The 20562-nt window shown below is 50.9% G+C and carries 14 protein-coding genes and 1 tRNA gene; 6 read left to right on the top strand and 9 right to left on the bottom strand.

From position 1 onward, the window contains the following. Positions 1-22 precede the first annotated feature (22 nt). Complete coding sequence (locus L21SP2_RS10590) at positions 23-1795, top strand: transporter substrate-binding domain-containing protein (protein ID WP_024268505.1); 1773 nt, start codon at positions 23-25, stop codon at positions 1793-1795. 37 nt (positions 1796-1832) lie between these two features. Here L21SP2_RS10590 and L21SP2_RS10595 read toward each other — a convergent pair whose 3' ends face one another. Beyond that, the gene (locus L21SP2_RS10595) at positions 1833-2621 is read right to left on the bottom strand and encodes a type III pantothenate kinase (RefSeq protein ID WP_169730466.1); all 789 of its coding nucleotides are present in this window, start codon (positions 2619-2621) and stop codon (positions 1833-1835) included. A 58-nt stretch (positions 2622-2679) separates the two neighbouring features. Next, positions 2680-3762 (bottom strand): metallophosphoesterase, encoded by a 1083-nt coding sequence (locus L21SP2_RS10600; RefSeq protein ID WP_169730467.1) that lies wholly within the window; start codon positions 3760-3762, stop codon positions 2680-2682. Positions 3763-3956: 194 nt separating this feature from the next. On the opposite strand from L21SP2_RS10600, the gene L21SP2_RS10605 reads away from it, so the two are divergent. Both L21SP2_RS10605 and L21SP2_RS10610 read left to right on the top strand, forming a co-directional pair. Continuing rightward, positions 3957-5801, top strand: a complete 1845-nt coding sequence (locus L21SP2_RS10605; RefSeq protein WP_041401501.1) for a hypothetical protein — start codon at positions 3957-3959, stop codon at positions 5799-5801. Positions 5802-5814: 13 nt separating this feature from the next. Further along, entirely contained in the window at positions 5815-6996 is a 1182-nt protein-coding gene (locus tag L21SP2_RS10610; RefSeq protein ID WP_024268510.1) for a Rossmann-fold NAD(P)-binding domain-containing protein, read from the top strand. 16 nt (positions 6997-7012) lie between these two features. On the opposite strand, the gene L21SP2_RS10615 is transcribed toward L21SP2_RS10610, so the two are convergent. Beyond that, positions 7013-8596: an adenylate/guanylate cyclase domain-containing protein gene (locus L21SP2_RS10615; protein ID WP_024268511.1), complete on the bottom strand. Its 1584-nt coding sequence runs from the start codon at positions 8594-8596 to the stop codon at positions 7013-7015. A 133-nt stretch (positions 8597-8729) separates the two neighbouring features. Between L21SP2_RS10615 and thpR the strand changes: the two genes are divergently transcribed. Continuing rightward, positions 8730-9326 carry an RNA 2',3'-cyclic phosphodiesterase gene (thpR, locus tag L21SP2_RS10620; protein WP_024268512.1) on the top strand — a complete coding sequence of 199 codons (597 nt, stop codon included), beginning with the start codon at positions 8730-8732 and terminating at the stop codon, positions 9324-9326. Here thpR and L21SP2_RS10625 read toward each other — a convergent pair. The 3 genes from L21SP2_RS10625 to L21SP2_RS10635 are packed head-to-tail and all read right to left on the bottom strand — an operon-like array spanning position 9299 to position 14796. Further along, entirely contained in the window at positions 9299-10984 is a 1686-nt protein-coding gene (locus tag L21SP2_RS10625) for a MinD/ParA family ATP-binding protein (RefSeq protein WP_024268513.1), read from the bottom strand. The two genes, thpR and L21SP2_RS10625, sit on opposite strands and share 28 nt — an antisense overlap. 45 nt (positions 10985-11029) lie before the next feature. Continuing rightward, positions 11030-12877: an ABC transporter ATP-binding protein gene (locus L21SP2_RS10630; RefSeq protein ID WP_024268514.1), complete on the bottom strand. Its 1848-nt coding sequence runs from the start codon at positions 12875-12877 to the stop codon at positions 11030-11032. Continuing rightward, complete coding sequence (locus tag L21SP2_RS10635) at positions 12877-14796, bottom strand: ABC transporter ATP-binding protein (protein ID WP_024268515.1); 1920 nt, start codon at positions 14794-14796, stop codon at positions 12877-12879. The genes L21SP2_RS10630 and L21SP2_RS10635 overlap by 1 nt, the downstream gene beginning before the upstream one ends. Positions 14797-15187: 391 nt before the next feature. Between L21SP2_RS10635 and L21SP2_RS10640 the strand changes: the two genes are divergently transcribed. After that, the gene (locus L21SP2_RS10640; RefSeq protein WP_024268516.1) at positions 15188-16318 is read left to right on the top strand and encodes a hypothetical protein; all 1131 of its coding nucleotides are present in this window, start codon (positions 15188-15190) and stop codon (positions 16316-16318) included. A 137-nt stretch (positions 16319-16455) separates the two neighbouring features. Here the strand turns inward: L21SP2_RS10640 and L21SP2_RS17325 are convergent, their stop codons facing one another. The 3 genes from L21SP2_RS17325 to L21SP2_RS10655 form a co-directional block, all read right to left on the bottom strand. Further along, positions 16456-18042 carry a putative bifunctional diguanylate cyclase/phosphodiesterase gene (locus tag L21SP2_RS17325; protein ID WP_024268517.1) on the bottom strand — a complete coding sequence of 529 codons (1587 nt, stop codon included), beginning with the start codon at positions 18040-18042 and terminating at the stop codon, positions 16456-16458. Positions 18043-18183: 141 nt separating this feature from the next. After that, the gene (locus tag L21SP2_RS10650; RefSeq protein ID WP_024268518.1) at positions 18184-19644 is read right to left on the bottom strand and encodes an aminoacyl-histidine dipeptidase; all 1461 of its coding nucleotides are present in this window, start codon (positions 19642-19644) and stop codon (positions 18184-18186) included. Between the two features lie 227 nt (positions 19645-19871). Continuing rightward, complete coding sequence (locus L21SP2_RS10655; protein ID WP_024268519.1) at positions 19872-20225, bottom strand: hypothetical protein; 354 nt, start codon at positions 20223-20225, stop codon at positions 19872-19874. A gap of 136 nt (positions 20226-20361) precedes the next feature. On the opposite strand from L21SP2_RS10655, the gene L21SP2_RS10660 reads away from it, so the two are divergent. Then, positions 20362-20437: transfer RNA gene (locus L21SP2_RS10660), tRNA-Asp, on the top strand. Positions 20438-20562: the final 125 nt, after the last annotated feature.

Below are 20562 nucleotides of genomic sequence, written 5' to 3' on the forward strand. Positions count from 1 at the left end.
TTTGATTAACGGCGGCTCGCCCATGACCGGACAAAGGAAAAACACAACTCTGACGCTGCTCCTTGCAGCTATTCTTCTCAGTTTTCTTCAGCTGGAGCCGATACACGCCCAGGAAGCAGAACGGCGGACCGGAGAAACCACCACTCCGGTTGTGATATATGGAATAATGCCCGACGCCCATCCAACAACCTTCCTGGATGAAAATGAGCAGCCCTCGGGATTCTTTGTGGAGCTGTTCAGCCGAATTCTCAGAGAAGAGGGCTACCGTATCAATTTTGTGGTGGATGACTTTCAGAGTCTATACGCTATGCTGGTGAGAGGGGAAATTGATCTGTTCACCTCTCTCTCACGGAGCATGGAGCGTGAACGGCTTTTTTACTTTTCCCAGACCCCGAGCACCGTTGCCTGGGCTGAACTGTTTATCAGTCAGGATAATCAATTCGGAGGAATCGCCGATCTACGGAACAAAAATATCGCACTGGTAGGCGGCGTTAGCCAGAGTGATGCATTCAGACGGGCCATGGAAGATTTTGAAATTCAGTTCAATGAAGTGCCTGTAAGCTCTTTTGCAGAGGCCGCCCAGCTGGTGACTGACTCCCGGGCCTACGGCATGGTGGCATACAACTGGTTTGTTCTCGATGACCCCCGGGTGAAGCCCAGCGGCTTCAGTTTTCAACCCACCGCCGGTTACCCGGCATTCAGCAAAACCGACCGCAATCGTCAGCTGGCCGATCTTGTTTCTCAACGTTTGATCGAACTGAAGAACGATCCAGACTCATACTACTACCGCCTGTACAATACATGGATTCTCTCCACCACCGAAACCCTTCCCCCCTGGTTTTCCGCCCTGATTTTTGCATCGGCTTTTCTGGTATTTATACTCATATCATTTCTGATGCTTCTGAGACGGGAAGTGGCCAAACGTACGGCGGAGCTGGCTGGGCTGAATCAGGAACTGGAACAACGGGTGGAACAACGCTCCCGCCAGCTTCTGGAAATATCCCAAAAAGCCAGGCGTGAGGAGACCGTTCAGACCCTCTCTTCAATGATCGCAGGCCTTACCCACCGCATCAATTCCCCATTGGGCAATGCAATCACCACCGCATCTGTAATACATGATCAGCTTGAGGATATTCCCGCTGAGGAAAATGCAGCGGAAATCCAGCGCATCCGCAGCATGAAACTCCATCTCAAGGAGGCCAGTTCGCTGCTTACAGGGAATCTCCATACCGTTCAGCAGCTCATTGAGCATTTCAAGGATATTGCCGTGCCCCTGACAGGAAACCTGGAACAGGAAGTTGAATGCAGGGATTTCTTTTTCTCGCTGAAAGAGTACACCGACACCATCCTGGGTGAGGGAGAATGGGAGCAAATCTGGAACATACCCGACGGAAAAATCAGAATCAATCCATCGCTTACTCTCTATATATTTGAACACCTGTTCAGCAATATCCGGGATCATGCCTACCCCGACAAAACGGGCGGAAAAGTAGAGGTGAATGTCGATTACGGCACGGTTTCCGATGAACAGCGGGGATCTGAAGGCCCGAACGGCATAGCTTACTCAATAACCGTCAGGGACTTCGGGAAGGGTATGACCGCAGACGTGAAAGAAAGAATTTACGAGCCTTTTTTCAGCGCTGCATCTTCAGGAACATTCAACGGCATCGGTCTGACATCCGTGTATAACCGGGTTCACGACGGTCTGGGAGGTGAGATCAGCTGCAGCTCCGCACCTGGTGAGGGAAGCTGCTTCACAATCCAGGTGCCGGTCCGGAATACTCACACAGAATGAACATGCCGGCAAGCCCAAGGCCGGGCCCTGAAACCATTCAGGTATTGCGCTGATACACTTCCCTGATACCCTTCAAATGCAGCCAGGGTTCCCGATGATCAAAACAACTGCTGATGTCATCGATCACATGATGAAGGCCTCCGGTGGCCACCACCCCGGTCTCTCCATCCATTTCCGATTTCACCCGCTCTACCATGGATTCCACCAGACCGGTAAAGCCGAACACCACTCCGGACTGAATGGACTCTATGGTATTGGTACCGATAACTCTGGACGGTGCCTCCAGTTTCACATGGGGCAGCTGGGCGGTATCTCCGGCCAAAGCCTTCAGTGCGCCGTTCAGCCCCGGGGCAATTGCAACACCCAGAATCCGGGCATCGTGGCTGACCATGGTAAATGTCAGGGCGGTCCCGAAGTCTACAATAATTGCACCCTTTTTGCCCTGTTTCAGTTCGATATTCGGTTTCAGATCATTTACCAGGCGGTACCCCGCCACGGCATTGGCCACCAGATCGGCACCCAGTTCCCGTGAATTGTCAATGGAGATATCAAGACCGGTATCCACGCCTGAATGAACAAAGAAGGGATCCTTGCCCAAAAGCTGGTTGCTGAGACGGGTAAATGTATCCACAAGCTCGGGGACAACAGAAGCAACCGCCATCGCTTCAATTTTTTCCACAGGGATACCGTCCCGCTGAAGAAACGGGCGGATAAGCATTTCATATTCGTCACTTGTACGGGCACCCACTGTACGAAGACGCCAGTGGCTCAGCCATTCCTGACCTGCCGAGATTCCAATCGCAATATTCGAGTTTCCTATATTCACACACAAAAGCATGTGAGCAGAATACTACGCCAGCCTTCCATACGCAACTGAATATTGATCACTCCGCCTGACCTGACAAATCCGGACCGCCCAGGAGACTGATGCGGGTAAAAATATAGTCCAGACTGTCTTCTTTCATTTTGACCTTGTAAATCCCCGTGTCATCCAGTTCCTTCGGCTTCCGGGTTTGACTTTCCAGGTAGCGTTTGGTCCGCCCGGCATCGAACCAGTGGCGGAGCAAAATCTTTCCGCCTTTGATTTCGAGACAGGTCATTCCCCGTTTTCCCACAACAGTGCCCGAATTAAACATGCATGGTACAACCAGGTTTGCGTTATACAAACTGTTTCGCTCCTCGAAACCGTCGTCCTGTTCCAAGACAGCCTTCAGTTGGATACGCAGGTCTGATATTTTCTGTTCAACCTTTATTCTCTTTTCATCCGATGTTTTCGGATACTTGCGGCAGAGGCGCTCGATCTCAAACCGTATGCTGTCGGATTTTGACATGGATTCAAAAAGCGGCCGGTGGGTGTGGCCGATAATGCTGAGCAGCTTCATTTCGGAGCTGAATTGGTATACCCGTTTTTCTGTTGTAAACCGTTTCCTGCTGGAATGGCTTACCGCATAGTTTTTAATATTCAACGGATTTGCCAGATATTTCAGGGCATAATGAATCAGAGGATTGTATTCACGGTATCGCCGCATGGTCTGATGGCCGTGGAAAATAAACAGCTCGTTTCCCTTATACTCAAACCTCAGGGCTTCATACAGACGATACGGGTAATTTTTTGCGTCCACCAATTCAAGATCATGGTTGCCGATGATTTTATATAATCCCGGACCGTCTCTGAACGCATCCAGGAGCTGAAAAAACTCGTCCCAGTTTTCAAAGATTTCCTGCAGCGGGAATCTCAGAAGCTCTTCAATATCCCCGTTGAGAATCAACGTATAATTCTTCTCAAGATAACTGCGCAACACCTTCAAAAACATCCGGGAGTTCGGGGCAAAATCGTCATTCCGTTTGCCGTTGCCCATGTGCAGATCACTGAAAATCAGATATTTTCGCTCAGGATCCAGGGGCCAGACCGGCGTCTCGTGATACACCCGTTCCAGATAATCAAAACTTTCATGATGACGTTTCATTCCCATAATCAAATCAGCCGAATTTTAAAGTATGATGAGTCGGCTCCCCCTTTCTTCAATGTACCCATGGATTGGAGGATTTTACAACAACGAATGTGAGAACTCATCAAATCCTCTATAAATAGTATATACTGTCTGCTATGGTTTGCAGCATGGTTTATGCTATACTTATCGTGAGCACGCAGAGGTAATACATGTCGCTAGTACAACCGGGTTTTGTAACATATGATGAAAAAGAGCGGGAAGCATTTTTATCTCAGGTGGGGAATTTCACCCCGGTGGAGCGTTCCATCTTCCACAAATTATGCAGGGTGTGGGAACCCCTCATCTCTTTCAGCCGCTTCAGCTCCATAATCAACCGGGATACCGCCAACGCAAATGCAGAACTCATGCGGCTTATGGCCAAACTGAGCAAAAGCCGTATGGGGATTATCTCAACGGCAATCCATCAGGGGGAACGGGAATCCCAGGGGATCATTGTCTGTGAACCGGGAGAACAGATATTTTACTCCTATCTCCTGGATGAAGAACTTCTGGACGTTTTTGAAAATGTACTTCTGCCCATGCCTACCAAATCGGTGCTGGAAGAAAAAAATATCATTATTCCCAATGAATATGTGACTCCCTCGGATTTTAAAACCATTGCTGGCATCTATGTGAATAAGCAGCTTCAGGGAACCGAGATTTTTTCCCTGGAACTGGGTAATGAGCAGAATGATCAGCTGATTTTCACTAGAAACGCCATCAAGCGTCTGTTGACAATTCATATTGCCAAGATGCGCGGGTATTTTCAGAGCAGCAATTTTCTGGCGCTAATGGGATCGGTAATGGAAATGAGCCTTACTGAACTTCGAAGCAAAGTATCCGCCAGAAACCCTGAATTCTGGAAAACCCTGGGAAGCGGAATATTGGAGCACCAGGCCGATCTTCGGGCTCAGCGTAAAGTCAAACTTCCTGATGACCTTTTTCCCGTGAGCAAATTTCTCATGGAATTTCTCCAGGCCCAGATCGAAGTGGCGAAGGAGCGAAAAAAACAGGCGGAAGAAAGAAAACAGGATATGAAAACCCTGGAGGAGATCATATCCAAATCGGACAGTCTGATGGTTGCAGAAGAGCTTTTTGAAAGTCATCTGGATGCAATGCGGGAAAAATACGCCGATCAGTTCACTTCTTTCCGCCGGGAATTCGAGGAAGCATATCTGCAACCCGAAAGTCATAAGAACCTGCCCACAATCCTCAAAATCGAGGGTCATTACGTCCATGAAAATAATATCAAGCCGCTGTTTCTCCAGAGAGTTGAAAAGCTTGGCAAGGAGCTCTACCGGATATATCTGCCTCTGATGTCCAAGTATATCCGGAGCAACCGTTCTGATCTTGCATCGATTTTCAATTCAACCGGAACCTTTGAACATGATATTCAGGAACGGGTACGGCAAATGGACTCCCTGCTGGCATCTTTGCTGACAAAGCCCTCAACCGTAGCTGAAGCCTTCATTCAAAACAGCAGACTGGTAAAAGAGCTGAAGGATGTTGAAGAGATGAAATCCGTCCTGGTGGGATTTTTCTATCCGGAGCGGATTCAGTTCAAAGAACTTCAGATAATCTTCAATCTGGGAATCAAGGATATCTACATGCATGCCTTTCTGAATTTCGGTATTCTCAGGCAGCTGATTCTCAGGATCACCGGGCGGCATGAAAGCTTCCAGAAAAAGTTCGGTGATCAGATGCAATCCATATACCGACGGATGGTGAATGAGGCCGCCCTTCCAGAACACTACAGTCCCCAGCGGAAAAGAGCACGGGAAGATCGTGCGTTCAGGGCCGGGGCGGACGGATCCCGGGGGCCCCGATCCTCCTCCCAGCGAAAGCTCTCAACCGGCCGCCAGGGGGGCTCTGCCTCCGGAAGCAGCAGCCGCAGTAAAGCCAAGGTAAGCGGCAAGGTAAGCGGCAAGCCCGAAATTATTCAGAAAAAGCGCCTCTATTCCCGGCAGGAGCAGGACAGCGCCTGGTCGGAGTTTTCCAAAAGCATAAAAAAATGATATATTCGCCGCAATGATACTGATAATCGGCGGAGGCATCCAGGGATGCTTTTTCGCCATAGCTTTGCAGCATGAACTCGGCTATTCGCCGGATGATATTCGCATATTTGACCCCAACCCGGGATTGCTGGACGCCTGGCTTTCCCGCACCGCCGCCTGCGGAATGAACTTCCTGCGCTCAAACAGTTCCCACAGTATCCATGTGGACTTTCACTCGCTGAGAACCTACGCCCGGCACGAAGGCATTGATTTGTGGAATGGCGAAGAATTTGCCATGCCCTATCACCGGCCCTCACTTGAATTGTTCAACCGCCACGCCGGGGCCATGATCAGGAAGTATCAGCTGGAGAACTGTCATATTCAGGAACGGGTAACTTCCATCGACCCTTCAGGGGGAGTGCACACAGACACAGGATCTTACCGGGGAACGGTAATCTACGCCGGGGGTTTTGATCACGGCGGACTGCGCTATCCCCGGAATATTTCCCGGATAGATGACAGGAATCATCATGTGTTCGATCCCAGGCACATGGAGAACCCCGCTGAGATCCCCGGGCATACCCGGATCATCGGCGGTGGAATCTCGGCCCTTCAGCTTGCAATCTCCCTTGCCCGGCGGAACGCACACCCCGTACTGATTACCCGCCGTCCCCTTGAGGTTTTCCGCTTCGATTTTGACCCCTGCTATATCGGCCCCAAATGTCTGCCGGGGCTGGACAAAGTTGAAACCGAGCCCGGCGGAGAAGAACAGAGGATCAATGAGATAATTCAGGGGAGATTTTCCGGCACCATACCTTCGGAGATCTTTCAACGCTACAGAGAAGCATTAACCCGGGGCAGTTTGAGACACGAAATCATTCCGGATTTCCCGGCGGGTCAGCTGGAAGAGCCAGCCGGCGGCGGCCACAGAATTTTCTGCACCGGTTTTCATACTGCGGATACCCGCCATCCTCTTCTGGAGGAGCTGCAGCAGAAGGGTCTTAGCCACAGTGATCAATCCGGTTCTCAGGACAGAGTGCAGCGGCGGACAATTCACGGCTACCCGGTGGTGGGCAGGGACCTTCGATGGGGAACAGGGCTCTTTCTCAGCGGAAGTGCGGCGATGTACCGGCTCGGACCTTCGGCACCCAACATTATCGGAGCGCATCTCGCCTGGAGAATTATAAGGAAGCACATACCACCCCGGACAGACTGAACCCGGCAGGTTGTGCCTATAGCTCTTCGCTCAATTCTTCCGGTTCTTCTGCTTCGCCCGCTTCTTCCAGCTCACCGATTTCCTGAAGCTCCTGTATGTCCCGGGCTTCTTCAACGGCATCCAGATCCTCAATCTCCAGGGCGGCGTCGAGCTGTTCCAGCTCCTGTTCCTCCAGCTCCTCAACCTGACTCATCTGATATTCGAGAATGCTGTTCTTCAGGGATGAAAAAACCAATGGAAACACCACGTTGTAAAAATAGGCCCGCTGAACCATGTGAAATTCACGTTTTTTGTAGTTCTCTATAATGACGCTGCGCTCTTCCTTCATGGTTTCCCCGTAACTGCGGAACGGTTCCTCACTGCGCTCGTATTCGGGATTCTGTTTCACAATGTCCTGATAGGTTCCCATCTTATCCAGCAGTATGTAGAGGCTGAAATGTACGCTTAGCTCATTTTCAAATTCCCGGGGGCTCTGCTGGCCGTTTTTTTCCATGAGTTCCCGGTATTTTTTAGGGAAAATAAACTGGAGGAGGTCGGTTTTGCGTATCTTCACCCCCTTGAGCTTCAGCCGGTTTTCAATGGCATTGATCACATATCGGTTACCCCGATAGTACTGTATCAGCTCAAGAATTCTCTCGGCCCCGGGCTCGCTCATCAGCAGAAGAGATTCCACCTGATCGGCAATGCTGGTGGGAAGATTGGGATTCACCTGTACGCTGTAGCTTCTGAATTGGGCGTTTTTCTTCTCCTTGATATTCACGTTGGAAAATAGAAACACTTCATCGTCACGGATATCCCGGTAGGCTGAATTCAGAAGCTGAGCCTCTTTGCGGATACGGTTGCAGTAGGAGTCCACGTAGCCGTAGGTGTCCAGGATTTTGTAAAAATCTTCGGATATTCTCACCCCGCCGACCGGTGCAGTGGTCTCCATCCTTTTGGCAAGAATCACCGGCAGGCCGATGACATCCCACTGCTTGGCCCCGTCGGGTCCGAAGTTCCCCACGGTCACTTCTCCGATAGACGCCCCGATTCGGATGCGAATCTGGAAAAATGCGTTAAAGCTGTCGGAAAGTTCGCCCTTGGCACGGAGAGCTTCGATAATTGCAAATGCATCTTTCAACGCCTGCCTGGCCTTATCGGTGGCGCCAGCATCCAGGAATTTATCGTTGGCCTGGTTAAAAAGGGAACAGACCCGCTGCATCTCTATGCAGGAATAGAACAGTTCCTTGGCAATCAGTTTGATTTGCTTCTCAAGCTCAAGACCCTTCATCTTCGGGTCCAGGCTTCCCCCGAAATGGAACATCATGCTGTCACCTTCTATTTTATTCAGATACCCTCCCCTGCGCAGGAGGACGCTCTGGAAGGCGGTGTACAGTCCGTTCAGAAGCATCTGGTTTTCTTTGGGGGTGAGAAACTTCGAGAGGTAGGTATAATCCGCAATATCAATAAAACCGATACCGATATGGGTCTCTTCGGTGACCTCCGGGATCTTTCCCCGCTGAAGAATGGCATCGATCAGCTGTGCGGGAAGATAATATTCCTCGATCTCTTTTCTCAGTTCAAAATCTGCAGTATCAGTATTCTTGCGTTCCTGTTCCATTGGCTCCATAATAAAATATTATCGGACTGGGTGCTACCAGAAATTATTCCCCAGAGGGTTCTAAATTGATATTTCCCTGATATTTCCTGATTTCACAGAAAAATCCGATACCTGCTGCCCCAAGGAAGAGATAATGGCTGATTTGGAAAGAACATTTTTTGCACTGGTACCCCGTAAAGCCAGCCTGGATAAACTGGCCCGGCTTCAAAGCGCTTTGGCTGAGGCTGACACAGAAGGAGTTCTGCGCCTGGTGAAACGGGAAAACCTCCATCTTACTCTGCTTTTTCTGGGGAACATGGATACAAAACGGCAAACCACCGCAGCCAGGATCCTTAGCCGGCAGAGTGCGCCCCTCAGCCACCCTGCAGTCCCGTCGGCAATCATTCCTTTTCCGCCGGGAAACAGAGGCAGACAGTCCCCCCGGAGTCTGAGCCTGATGCTGGGGGGCGATTCACCGGAAATCAAGATCCTTCATGACAGCCTGGAAGATGCGTGCAAAAGTGCGGGGTTTCAGCTGGAACAGCGCAAATTCCGGCCCCACATAACTCTCGCATACATGCGGAAGACGGCACAAGCCGCCCACAAAAAAGAGTTTATCCGCAGAATCGTTGAAACAGAGCCCCGGCTGCTGGGAGAACTGGGAGCCGTCGGCTGGGAACCGCCGGTTCTTTACGGAAGCAAACCCGCCAAAGGCGGCAGCATTTACCGATCCATCTCCATCAGCTCCTGAAGAGTGGACCACCCCTTGCGGATCTCGGCGGCAGCCTTGTTGAAGCGGAGCCCCACATGCACACCCAGTCCCGCATTCAGAAGATCATGCATGAGTCCGGAAAGCATATTGAGGTACACATCTCTGCGGACTCGGCCTTCAGCATCACGGAGAATGATCTCCTGAAGTCCGTGCTTCTGGGCCAGGCGGGAGAGCTGCTTTTCCACCAGAGGAAACATGTTTTTTATGAGACGAAAATAGTTCTCATGATAGCGATCATCTTTCTTCAGCAGCAGCATGATCTGACGTTGTCTGTCTCTGACAATCCGGCCGTTCTGCTTCTTTTTCGGCACAAATTTGTCTATGAGGGACTTGACCCTCTCATGATCCAGAAGTTTGAGAACTCCAAGATGGAAAAAGCACAACCCCAGGCTTTTACGCAGCATAGGAATATCAATATCACCGAAACGCCTGCGAATGTTCGGATCCTGATGTCGCTGGAGCAGGCGGTTCATCAGAGCGAAACTCTTTAAAAGTCTGCTTTGAAGGGAGGTGAACCCTCTCTTCATCTGCTGAAATATACCCGAAGCGGCGGAAAATCCCTGATTTCGCTGATACAGCTCCAGGATTTCATCGATGATAATCAGACTGTCACGGACTGAGCATCGTAACGGATTGGAAATCTGCGCTTTCAGATACCGATCAGCCTCCTGCTTCACCCCGTCGGGGAATACCCGGTCCACGGACATGGAAAACAGAGAAGCACAGTACTCAAATGCCTGATCCTCCTGAGGATCATCATATTCCTTCAGCAGATAGTAGCGGAGCATCCGGCGGTGAATCAGCGGCAGCCGGGGATTTTCGTACACGGGGATCACCAGTTCATGGATCAGAATTAAGGCTTCCCGGATTTTGTAGAGCATATCCAGACGAAAATCATTTCCGGCTTTCAGAAGATTCAGGGCGGGATCCGGGGGAACAAACGCCACATGACGAATCTGCTTCTCAATTCCACCGTCCAGTTGGAGATCCTCCGGTGCATAGCGGTTGTAATTCCCCAGAAGATCCCGGGGATTGAACGACGGATCTGCTCCTGCTTCGAATTTATTATTCCAGATATCGAACTGGAGCTTCGGGTTAACTTCAAGGGCCGCTTTGATATATCCGCCGGCGGACACATGGCTGGTAGGCTCCGCGTTGGTTACCACCAACAGTCTGGCAAGATGGGGGAGAAGCACCAGATTCTCCTCCTGAACAATCCCTGCGGGCAGGTCCAGAATGATGCAGTCATAGCCGTCTTCCAGTTCCCCGCTGAAGCGTTGAAAAAGGATGCCGGGCAGAGAAGCACGGGATGATGAGGAGCTACCCTGCTGAATTGCCCCGGAATGGGGAAAGAGCAGATCCAGCCCCGGGAAAATGTTCAGGGAAAAATCCTTCAGAGATCCCTGGGAGGGATCAGAACTCACCCCGGACAGCCGGGACTGCTCAATATCCAGAATGGTGCCCAGGTTGGACAAAGGATCCAGATCAATCAGTCCGGTGCGAAGTCCCCCTCTGGCGGCCAGCAGTGCAATATTCAATGCGGTGGTGGACTTCCCCACACCGCCTTTTCCCGATCCTACGGCGATCAGCTTCTGTTCAAGTGTTCCGGTACCCAGTTTGCTCATGGATATAAGCATAGCCCCATATTGCAGGGGCTATCAAGCACTGAAACCGGGAAATCATTATCCCGCGTCACCCATCAGACGGAATTCGGCCTCTTCCATGAACTGCTGACGATACATCTGGGCATACCGCCCCTGAAGGGCGATCAATTCATCGTGGTTTCCGTCCTCCAGGATGCGTCCCTGATGGATAACCAGAATACGGTCCGCTTCCCTGATGGTGGAGAGACGATGTGCGATAACAAAACTGGTTCGGTTCTCCAGAACTCGCTGTACCGCCTCCTGAATCAGTCCCTCGGTCTCCGGATCCACTGAAGACGTGGCCTCATCCAGCACAATAATTCCCGGATCCGCGAGAATGGCCCGGGCAATGCTGATCAGCTGTTTCTGCCCCGTTGAGAGATGACTTCCCCCTTCCCCCACCAGAGTGTCGTAACCTTTTTCCAGCTGCATGATGAAATGATGGGCGTTGGCCAGACGTGCGGCTTCTACAACCGCCTCATCAGGCGCTTCCAGATTCCCGTAGCGGATATTTTCCCGGACGGTGATGTTGAAAAGCTGGGGACTCTGGAGCACGTATCCCAGATTTTTCCGCAGCGCCGGCAATCCCATGGACCGGTAATCCGAGCCGTCTATTTTGATGACTCCCTCAGTAGGTTCGTAAAACCGGCAGATCAGATTCACAATGGTGGTTTTTCCCGAACCGGTCTCCCCCACCAGAGCCACCGTCTGCCCAGCCCGGATATGAAGATCAAAATTTTCCAGCACCCGCTGCCCGCCGCTGTATGTAAAACCCACATTATCGAAGCGGATATCTCCCAGAATCCGGGAATACTCCCGGCCGGCAGGGTCCACCAACGTCCCCCATTTCTCAATCACATCAGGATCATCCACAATGGACTCCCTGCTCCGGATCATGCTCAACACCCTCTCTCCGGCGGCACGGGCGGACTGAAGTTCGCTGATCACCCTGGCAATTTCACTCAGGGGATCAAAAAACTGAATGGTATAACTGATAAAGGCCAGGAGCGTCCCGTATGTGATGATATCACGCTGAATCATATCTCCGCCGAAACCCAAAGCCAGGGAAGTACCCACAGAGCCGAGAAAGAGTACCACCGGCAGATACAGGGCGGAGAAGCGCGCAGAGATTATGGATGTCCTGCGCATGCGGGTGCTCAAGCTGTCAAACTCAGCGCCGCTCTCCTCTTCCCTGGTCAGAACCTTTACTGTGGGTCCGCCCTGAATTCCTTCACTGAAGGCTGCCGAAATCCGTGAATTATTCTTTCGCACCAGCCGCTGGGATTTCAGAATCCTGTCCTGGAAATAGTAGCTTGCAACCGCCAGCACCGGCACCACAGAAAGAGTGATCACCCCCAGCAGCGGATTCAGAATGAGCATTACTACCGCAATGCCCCCCATCATCGCCATCCCCCAGATCATATCCACAATACCCCAGGAAATTACCTCTCCCAGACGCTGACAGTCCGAGGTCATACGGGTAAGCAGCCACCCCGAAGCCTTCTTGTCGAAGAATTCGAAGGAAAGACGCTGAAGCTTGTTGAATCCACGCTCCCTGAGCCGGTACACAAGCCCCATCTCAATCAGTCCCCCAAGATGAATCAGAAGATACACGTTCACCGATTGTATAAGGGAGATACCCGCAAATACTGCGGCAAACAGGCCCAGACCTTCGACAGTGCCCGGCACCACAAAATTATCCACTGCATAGCGGGTCATCAGGGGAAATATCACATCGATCCCCGCAACCACAAGCATCACTGCAGCAAGGATAATGATTTTCCCCCGAAACTCCCGGGAATACCCCAAAAGCTCCTTCCACATGGCCAATTGCTCGGCTCTGCGCTGCTTTTTCAATAATCTGTTCTTTTCAATATGATGTTTCATTATTCCGCTCCAACCAGTATGTCGCCTTCGCTGCCCCGTTTCTGCAGTTCCCAGAGTCTTCGGTATAGGCCCTCCCTGCGGCTCAGCTGCCGATGGGTGCCCATCTGACTGATTCTGCCGTGTTCCAGCACCATGATTCTGTCCGCACCGGCAATAGTACTCAACCGGTGACTGACAATCAGGGTGGTTGCCAGGTTTTTCCGGGAGATCAGTGTATTTCTGATCTTTGCATCCGTCTCCGCATCCAACGCAGAAAGGGAATCATCGAACATATACAGGGGCACATCCTTGATCATTGCACGGGCAATGGCAACTCTCTGCTTTTGACCTCCGGAAAGGGTTACCCCCCGCTCCCCTATTACCGTGTGATAATTCTGTTCAAACGAACTAATCACATGATGCACTTCCGCCTCGGACGCCACCCTGCGGATATCATCCATCAACGCAGTGCCCCTGCCCATCTTGATATTCTTTTTTATACTGCCGCTGAATAAAAACGGCTCCTGAAGCACATAACCCAATTGCTTCCTGTATGCCTGGAGATTCATATCCCTCAGTTCCGTATCATCCAGAAAGATATTTCCCCGGTATCCGTCATACAACCCGGCCAAAAGATGAAGAATGGTGGTTTTCCCCGATCCGGTTGGGCCCAGAATTCCAATAGTCTCACCCGGCATAATGTCAAAGCTTACCCCCCGCAGCACATCTTCCTGCTGAGATTTCATCTGCCCGGCCACGGCTTCCTGTCCCCGCTCACCATCACCATCACCATCACCATCATCCGCAGCCGCAGCCGCAGCCGCAGGAAACTTTACCGGATTGGCATCCCGGGGATAGGCAAAACAGACATCTTCAAAACGGATTTTCCCGGTGATTCGTCCTGTGCCTCCTGAAGTGTGGACATCTTCCTGGTCTGAATCCAGAATTTCATTGATACGTCCCACTGAAACGAACGCCTTGCCCATATCAACCAGAATTCTTCCCATCTGACGCAGGGGCCAAAGAATCATCCAGACATACGAAATGAAAACCTGAAGAATTCCCAGCGTCACCGTACCGTTCACCGCCCAGATGCTCCCCATGCTCAGAACAAGCACCACCTGCCCCATGCTGAACATGGACGTGGTTCCCCAGTACATGGCAAGAAGATCGATCAGTTTGCCGGTGGTTTTCCGGTAATCCTGATTCAGCAGCTCAAAACGGTCTATTTCATACCGCTCCCGGCCGAAAGCCTTCACCACTCTGATCCCCGTGAGATGTTCGGACAGCATGGCGGAAAGACGCCCCTCGCTTTCATCGCTCAACGTAAACACCCTCTGCACATTCCTGAAAAAGAAATAGCTGAAAAAGAGTGTCAGAGGGATAATCGGCATGGTCAGCCAAGCCAGAGGCTTGTGAATGGTGAACATCAGGCCCAAGGCTATAGCCAGCATGACAAGTGTATTACCGATCTCAATCAGCTGGGTTTCCAGAAAACGCCGAATGGTATCCACATCACTGGTGCAGCGCTGAATAACATCACCGGTACTCGCTCCGGAAAAAAAACTGTAGGGCTGCCGCTGAATGTGACGAAACAGCCGGTCTCTGAGACGCTTAATACTACCCTCGGCAGCTCTGGCTGCCAAAAGCTTCGCCACGAACGTGAACAATCCCTGACCTGCCACAATTACCACAAGCACAAGCGCCGGGATATACAGGCGATCTTTTAAGTACTCGATTCCTCCCAGCCGGATAAAAATCCGATCAACAAATAGAGAACCGTCAAGGGGTTGTCCATTCAGCAGGCTGTCGATGGCGGTTTTTATTACCAGCGGACCGCTGTATGCAAAAAACGTTCCCAGAGATATGGCCAGAAGGGCCAAAATGTACATGTAGCGGTGGGCATGGAGAATGCGCACAATTGATTGAAAGGCTTTCATACTGAATTCCTGTTGGTACGACACAGAACGAACACAGTGCGGCAGTAAAATACAGACACTGATACAACGACACAATGTATAGAGGAGAGGATATTGTTGATGTCAGGGGTAAATTGGCCTTGTCAGCCTCTGTAGGAGGTCAGAGCTGAACCCAGGAAGCCATGATCATCAACAACAACTTCGCCACGGAACTTATCTGCGAAAGGGATATAGATTGCTGTTATCATGAAACGCCTCCTGCGATTCGAATAGAGTGTGTCCATTAAATACCGGTTTTCAAAATAATGTCAATAAGGGGTTCGCAAAAAAAAACGCCCCAAACAATGTGGAAGTCAATCAAAACGCTGAATTCTCCGGTTAGCTAGGAAACACCACCTAACCGGAGGACTCAATGAATCCACTTCTTCCCCATTGCCCCAATCCCAGCTGCATCTACTTTGATGAAAGCGAGCTGATCCCCAACTGGTATTACATCCATGGCCGCTACTGCAGCAAAATCAATTATGGTATGCCCCGTTTCCGCTGCCGGGAATGCGGAAAAACCTTCGGTCACACCACCTTCTCCATCGATTACTACGTGAAAAAGCGGGTCGATTACAGCCGCCTCATCGCCGGACTGTGCAGCGGTTCCGGTCTCTGGGATATCACCCGCTTCACCGGCCATTCGGTGGATGTAATCCTCAACCGATTCGAGCGCCTGGCCCGGGCCGCCATCGCCGTACACTCAGATATCATGGCGGATCTGAATTTCGGCGAAGATCTGGTCATGGACGGCTTTGAATCGTTCTCGGTTTCCCAGTTCTACCCCAATAATATCAACATTGTGGCCGGAAGCGAGTCAGAATTTCTATATTCTCTTGGATATTCCGGGTTACGTCGAAAAGGAGCCAAGACGGAAAAGCAGAAACTCCGCCAGATTGAGCTGGAGAAAACGGCAAAAGCCCACCCGGAGGAGACAAAATGGAGCGTACAACACATTCTTGAGCATCTTTTTACCTGCCTGAAACAGAAACTGGGAGAAAAAGACTGGAACAGGACCCTCTTTACCGACAAGCATCGAGATTATCCCCGGGCGATGGAGGAGATTGATGGGTTTGCCGGAAAGATCCTTCATATGGCAATTTCCTCCAAGCTGCCGAGAAACCATGCCAACCCGCTGTTCCCGGTGAATTATGCCGACCGGCAGTTTCGAAAAGATCTGTCGGATCATGTGAGAGAAACGGTGAAGTTCGCCCACTGCCCCAGTGCCATGATGAGCAGGATGAGCGTGTACCAGCTGTTCCACAACTGTCTGGTGTCCAGGCGGTTGACGGCGTACCGCAGGATGGATGACTCGACCCATGCCGAGGCGGCCGGCCTGGAACCCCACAGGCTGTCACAGATTCTTGAGAGCAGAATGTCCAGCCGGCCGTTTTTGAGCAAGCTGAATATCGACAGCGAAATGGAGAGAACCTGGAGGATGGGCTGGAAGATTCCCGGAGGGAAGCTTGGCAGGTATGTTCCAAAGTTTATTGCAGCATGAGTTTATGGCAACATGAGATGGCGTCGGCGAGTTGGGCCTGACTGGTTCAAGGAAACGGGCTGCCTGGGTATGCGGCGGAGAATACGCAGGGATTTCGGCTCTGAGGCTGTTTCCACATTGTTTGGGGCGTTCTTTTTTTAATTAAATAGATCTTCGATCTTATTGAAATGAGCGGGATCGCTGATGAACTCCGCAAAATCCTCCGCCTTCATCGGTCTGGCAAAAAAGAACCCCTGGAAACTCCGCACACCATACCCTAAAAGATATGCCAGATGATCCATCTCTTCCACACCTTCCGCCACCAGGCCGAAGCCCAGTTCACGGGCCATTGCAATAATAGTACGGATAATTACCTTTTCCCGCTTTTCGCTCCCGAGATTCAGCACAAACGATTTATCAATTTTAATACGCTTTATGGGCATCTGATGAACATAACTCAGGCTTGAATACCCTGTCCCGAAATCATCAATGTAAAAATAGACGCCTTCATCGTGGAGCTCCCACATGGTGCGGATCATCTGGTCCGGGTTTTGGGCCAGGGCGCTTTCGGTTATTTCAAAACGGAAAATATCAGAGGTGAGTCGGTTATTTTTCATGGCGGTGCGCACTGTATGAGTCAGGGTATCGGAGTGGAATTGCCGGGTGCTCAGATTCACCGATACCGCAGACATTGCCAGCCCCCGGTCCAGCCATTCACGAATCTGTTCGGCAACGGAGTAAATGATCCAGTTTCCGATGGGGATGATCAGGCCCGTCTCTTCCGCGATGGGAATGAAGCGGTCGGGTGCAATAGTACCTTTTTCCGGATGATGCCAGCGGATGAGGGCTTCGGCACCGATATCCGCAATTTTCCAGCGGCCCTGCCCCTTGATGAAAAGGGATCCCGGCTCATCTTCCCCCGCCTCTTCCATGTGAATAATAGGCTGGTAGTAGATCTCAAACTGCTTACCGATTTCCTGGATGGCCTGCTGCTCAAGGGCTTTGATGATGCTGTTCTGCAGGTCCATTTTTTCTATCACCTGATCCCGAAGGCGGGGATGGTAGAAAATGATTTCCTTGCCGTGTTCTTCGGCGAACTGCAGGGCGATATCGGCATTCTGGAGCAGGTAGCTTTTTTCCCGCCCGAATTGGGGGTAGAGAGAGATGCCGATATGGCAGTCAATATGAATGTTGTGTCCGGTGAGAATATGGGGCTTGCGTATTTCCTGCCGCAGTTTTCTGCCGATTTTTGAATATTCTTTCATGTGCAGGTTATCATTCAGAATTACCATGAACTCATTTTCACGGCTGTGATATACCTTGGCATCTTCCCCCACGGTTTCACCGATGCGGCTTGCTATCTGATAGAGTATCCATTCGGTCATTTGAGGTTTCAGAGTGGTTTGAATAGCCGTAAAGCTTTTATCCAGTCTGATGAAAAAGAGCGCCCCCCGATGTTCCTCCAGATATTCAATATCCTGGGAAAGAAGATCTCCAAGATCCTGTATCATCCGGGTGTGGTTGGGCAGTCCGGTAATCCGGTTGGTTTGAACTTTGGCGTTGAGATCGTTGCGGCGTTTCCGTTCGGCCTGAAGAAGCTTGAGCAGATCCTGGTTTCTCTGGTTAAGATCCACCTTTTCCGCCCGGAGGTTCCGCAGTTTTGTCACAATTTCAAAGATCTCCGCACGGAGAGGCGAGTCTTCGGGCAGTTTTGCTGCCAGCACCTGTAGTTTCCGAATACCCATGTAGCATCCTCGATGTATAAACTGTCAGGTCCGGCTTGAAACCTTCGGTCCGGACCCGGTGGAAAATCATTGTATCTCACATGCGGCTGTGTATGCGGCAGAAAATATCTGACTGAGATCTCTCAACATACCGCAGGATATTCAGAATGATACGAGGAGTTCCAGAAAAAACTGAAAAACCCGCTCTGCTGAGGAAATATGCACCCGTTCATCGGGTGTATGAGCCCCCCGGATATCCGGTCCCAGGGATATCATTTCCATTCCTCCGCATTTTGCGCCAATTACCCCACATTCCAGGCCTGCATGAATCGATGTTATTATCGGCTTCTTTCCGGTTTTTTTTGAATACGCATTTACTGCGTGTTCAAGCAGAGCTGAATCCGGGTCCGGCTGCCATCCGGGATACTCCCGTGTGAACTCGGCGCTTCCGCCGGCAAGGAGGAAGGAAGATGCAACCCGGTTGGAGATGTCACTGACCTGGCTGCGGATATCTGACCGCTGGGAGGTGAGGATTTTTACTGACGAATCCTCAATCTTCAGGGATGCGAAGTTGGTGCTGGTGGATACCAGGCCCGGGATGGCGCGACTCATGCTCTGGATGCCGTGTGGAATGGTATAGAGCATGCTGCTCAGCTTCTCCAGGGATTCAGCGCTGACAACCCGCTCCGGATAATTTTCCTCTGTGCTGCTCTGCAGCTCGGCTTTGACCTGAACATGTTTCTCAGTTTCACCAAACTCATCCCGGAAAATGTCCTGGAAGCGTGCAGCAATCCGGTTCAGCCGGTCTGCAGCGGCATCATCAATGAGGAATTCAATAAACGCTTCCCTGGGAATGGCATTGTGCTTGTCGCCACCGTACATGTTATACAGTTTGATGGGAAGATCTTTGAGTTCATGAAGAATTCTGGTGGCACATACCAGCGAATTGCCCAGTTCACGATGGATTTCCGCACCGGAATGTCCGCCGTTCAGCCCGGTGATGCTGATTTTTCCCTTTGCAAGATTGGCAGGAGCCTTTTCCCACTCCAACGGTAGGGTACCGAAGGTCTCCTTTCCTCCGGCGCAGCCGATATAAAAATATCCCTCTTCTTCGCTGTCCAGATTGATAAGGATTCTATGCTTGATAATTGAGGGATCGAGATCGGTGGCTCCGGTAAGACCGGTCTCCTCATCAACGGTAAAGAGAAGTTCAAGACTGCCATGGGGAAAATCGCCCTTGATCAGGGCCAGCATACTGGCCACGGCAATGCCGTTGTCGGCACCAAGTGTGGTACCGTCTGCAGTAAGCCAGTCTCCGTCAACTTTCAGCCGGATCGGGTCGGTATCAAAATTGTGTCCGGTACCTTCGTTTTGTTCGCATACCATATCAACATGACCCTGCACTACAATTCCCGGCAGTTGTTCGCACCCCTCAGTCGGGGGGAGAACCACCACCATGTTGCCCACCTTGTCACGGCGGATTTCATACTCATTTTCACGGGCGGCCGCCTCGATGTATTCAAGAATGTCGGCTTCGCATTTTGAACAACGGGGAATATGTGAAATGGCGGAAAATTCCTCCCATAGTATGGCCGGTTCTCTCGTTTTTAAAGCATCAATCATGCAGGGCTCCTCGTATTGTTTACCGGTAAGCTGTATTCACCTTCCAGTGTATTTTTTGTCCGTATCTCTGTCCGTATCTCTGTCCGTATCTCTGTCGGTATCTCTGGCCGTGTCGGTATCCGCATCTCTGTCCGTATCGGTGTCAGAAAAAGTCTATTGTCAGAATCTGATCCGGCAGCAGTATGTTTTTTTATACATGCGAGGCCATCATACCCCATGGAGCTGGATCATGAAAGTACAAATTGGCGAACCTTATCCAACTTTCGGCTCACCAGATCCTGAACAACCGGCGGATAGGATTTTTCAACAATGGCTTCCTTGAGACTGTTTCTCAGCTCTAAATTGAGCTGGTCCAGATTCTCGATTTGCTGCCACCGGGGCTGTTCCAGGATGCCGGCCAGATGCCTCAACGCCTGAATCTCCTGCTCAAAGACCACGTTGTTTTCATTGTACACATAATCGGTGATTTCGGCGTTCTTCAACCGTTCCTTGCTCAATGTTTCAAGTACGCTTACATCTTCCATCATATCCTCGAATTCAACCCTGAGAAGTCCCATGAAATGGCCCGTTTTCGCAGACATATTTATCCTCCTTGGATTAGGAACCCATGCTGCTCATTGCTTTCGTTACCAGTATAAAACACCAGCGGCGCAGCTTGACAATTTTTTTTAAATCGTACATATTCTGGCGAACCGGAAACGGTAATGCACTACTCCCGGGGGCGTAGTTCAGTTTTGGTTAGAACGCCGGCCTGTCAAGCCGGAGGTCGCGGGTTCAAGTCCCGTCGCTCCCGTATTCCTCAGACGATTTTATTCAACAGATGTATTGCCCGCTACGCAGCATGTAATCCCGGATCCGATCCTTCTGAACATTTCCTCAACTCATTGCCGGTTTTCACCCCAGTTCAATTCGATGTGT

This window comes from Salinispira pacifica, from assembly GCF_000507245.1.
In the GTDB taxonomy this organism is placed as follows: domain Bacteria; phylum Spirochaetota; class Spirochaetia; order DSM-27196; family Salinispiraceae; genus Salinispira; species Salinispira pacifica.

Coding starts and splice junctions, on each gene's coding strand:
- L21SP2_RS10630 (WP_024268514.1), bottom strand. CDS start 12,877: ATGAAACATCATATTGAAAAGAACAGATTATTGAAAAAGCAGCGCAGA.
- L21SP2_RS10640 (WP_024268516.1), top strand. CDS start 15,188: ATGAATCCACTTCTTCCCCATTGCCCCAATCCCAGCTGCATCTACTTT.
- L21SP2_RS10655 (WP_024268519.1), bottom strand. CDS start 20,225: ATGTCTGCGAAAACGGGCCATTTCATGGGACTTCTCAGGGTTGAATTC.
- L21SP2_RS10625 (WP_024268513.1), bottom strand. CDS start 10,984: ATGCTTATATCCATGAGCAAACTGGGTACCGGAACACTTGAACAGAAG.
- L21SP2_RS10650 (WP_024268518.1), bottom strand. CDS start 19,644: ATGATTGATGCTTTAAAAACGAGAGAACCGGCCATACTATGGGAGGAA.
- thpR (WP_024268512.1), top strand. CDS start 8,730: ATGGCTGATTTGGAAAGAACATTTTTTGCACTGGTACCCCGTAAAGCC.
- L21SP2_RS10610 (WP_024268510.1), top strand. CDS start 5,815: ATGATACTGATAATCGGCGGAGGCATCCAGGGATGCTTTTTCGCCATA.
- L21SP2_RS10635 (WP_024268515.1), bottom strand. CDS start 14,796: ATGAAAGCCTTTCAATCAATTGTGCGCATTCTCCATGCCCACCGCTAC.
- L21SP2_RS17325 (WP_024268517.1), bottom strand. CDS start 18,042: ATGGGTATTCGGAAACTACAGGTGCTGGCAGCAAAACTGCCCGAAGAC.
- L21SP2_RS10600 (WP_169730467.1), bottom strand. CDS start 3,762: ATGAAACGTCATCATGAAAGTTTTGATTATCTGGAACGGGTGTATCAC.
- L21SP2_RS10615 (WP_024268511.1), bottom strand. CDS start 8,596: ATGGAACAGGAACGCAAGAATACTGATACTGCAGATTTTGAACTGAGA.
- L21SP2_RS10605 (WP_041401501.1), top strand. CDS start 3,957: ATGTCGCTAGTACAACCGGGTTTTGTAACATATGATGAAAAAGAGCGG.
- L21SP2_RS10590 (WP_024268505.1), top strand. CDS start 23: ATGACCGGACAAAGGAAAAACACAACTCTGACGCTGCTCCTTGCAGCT.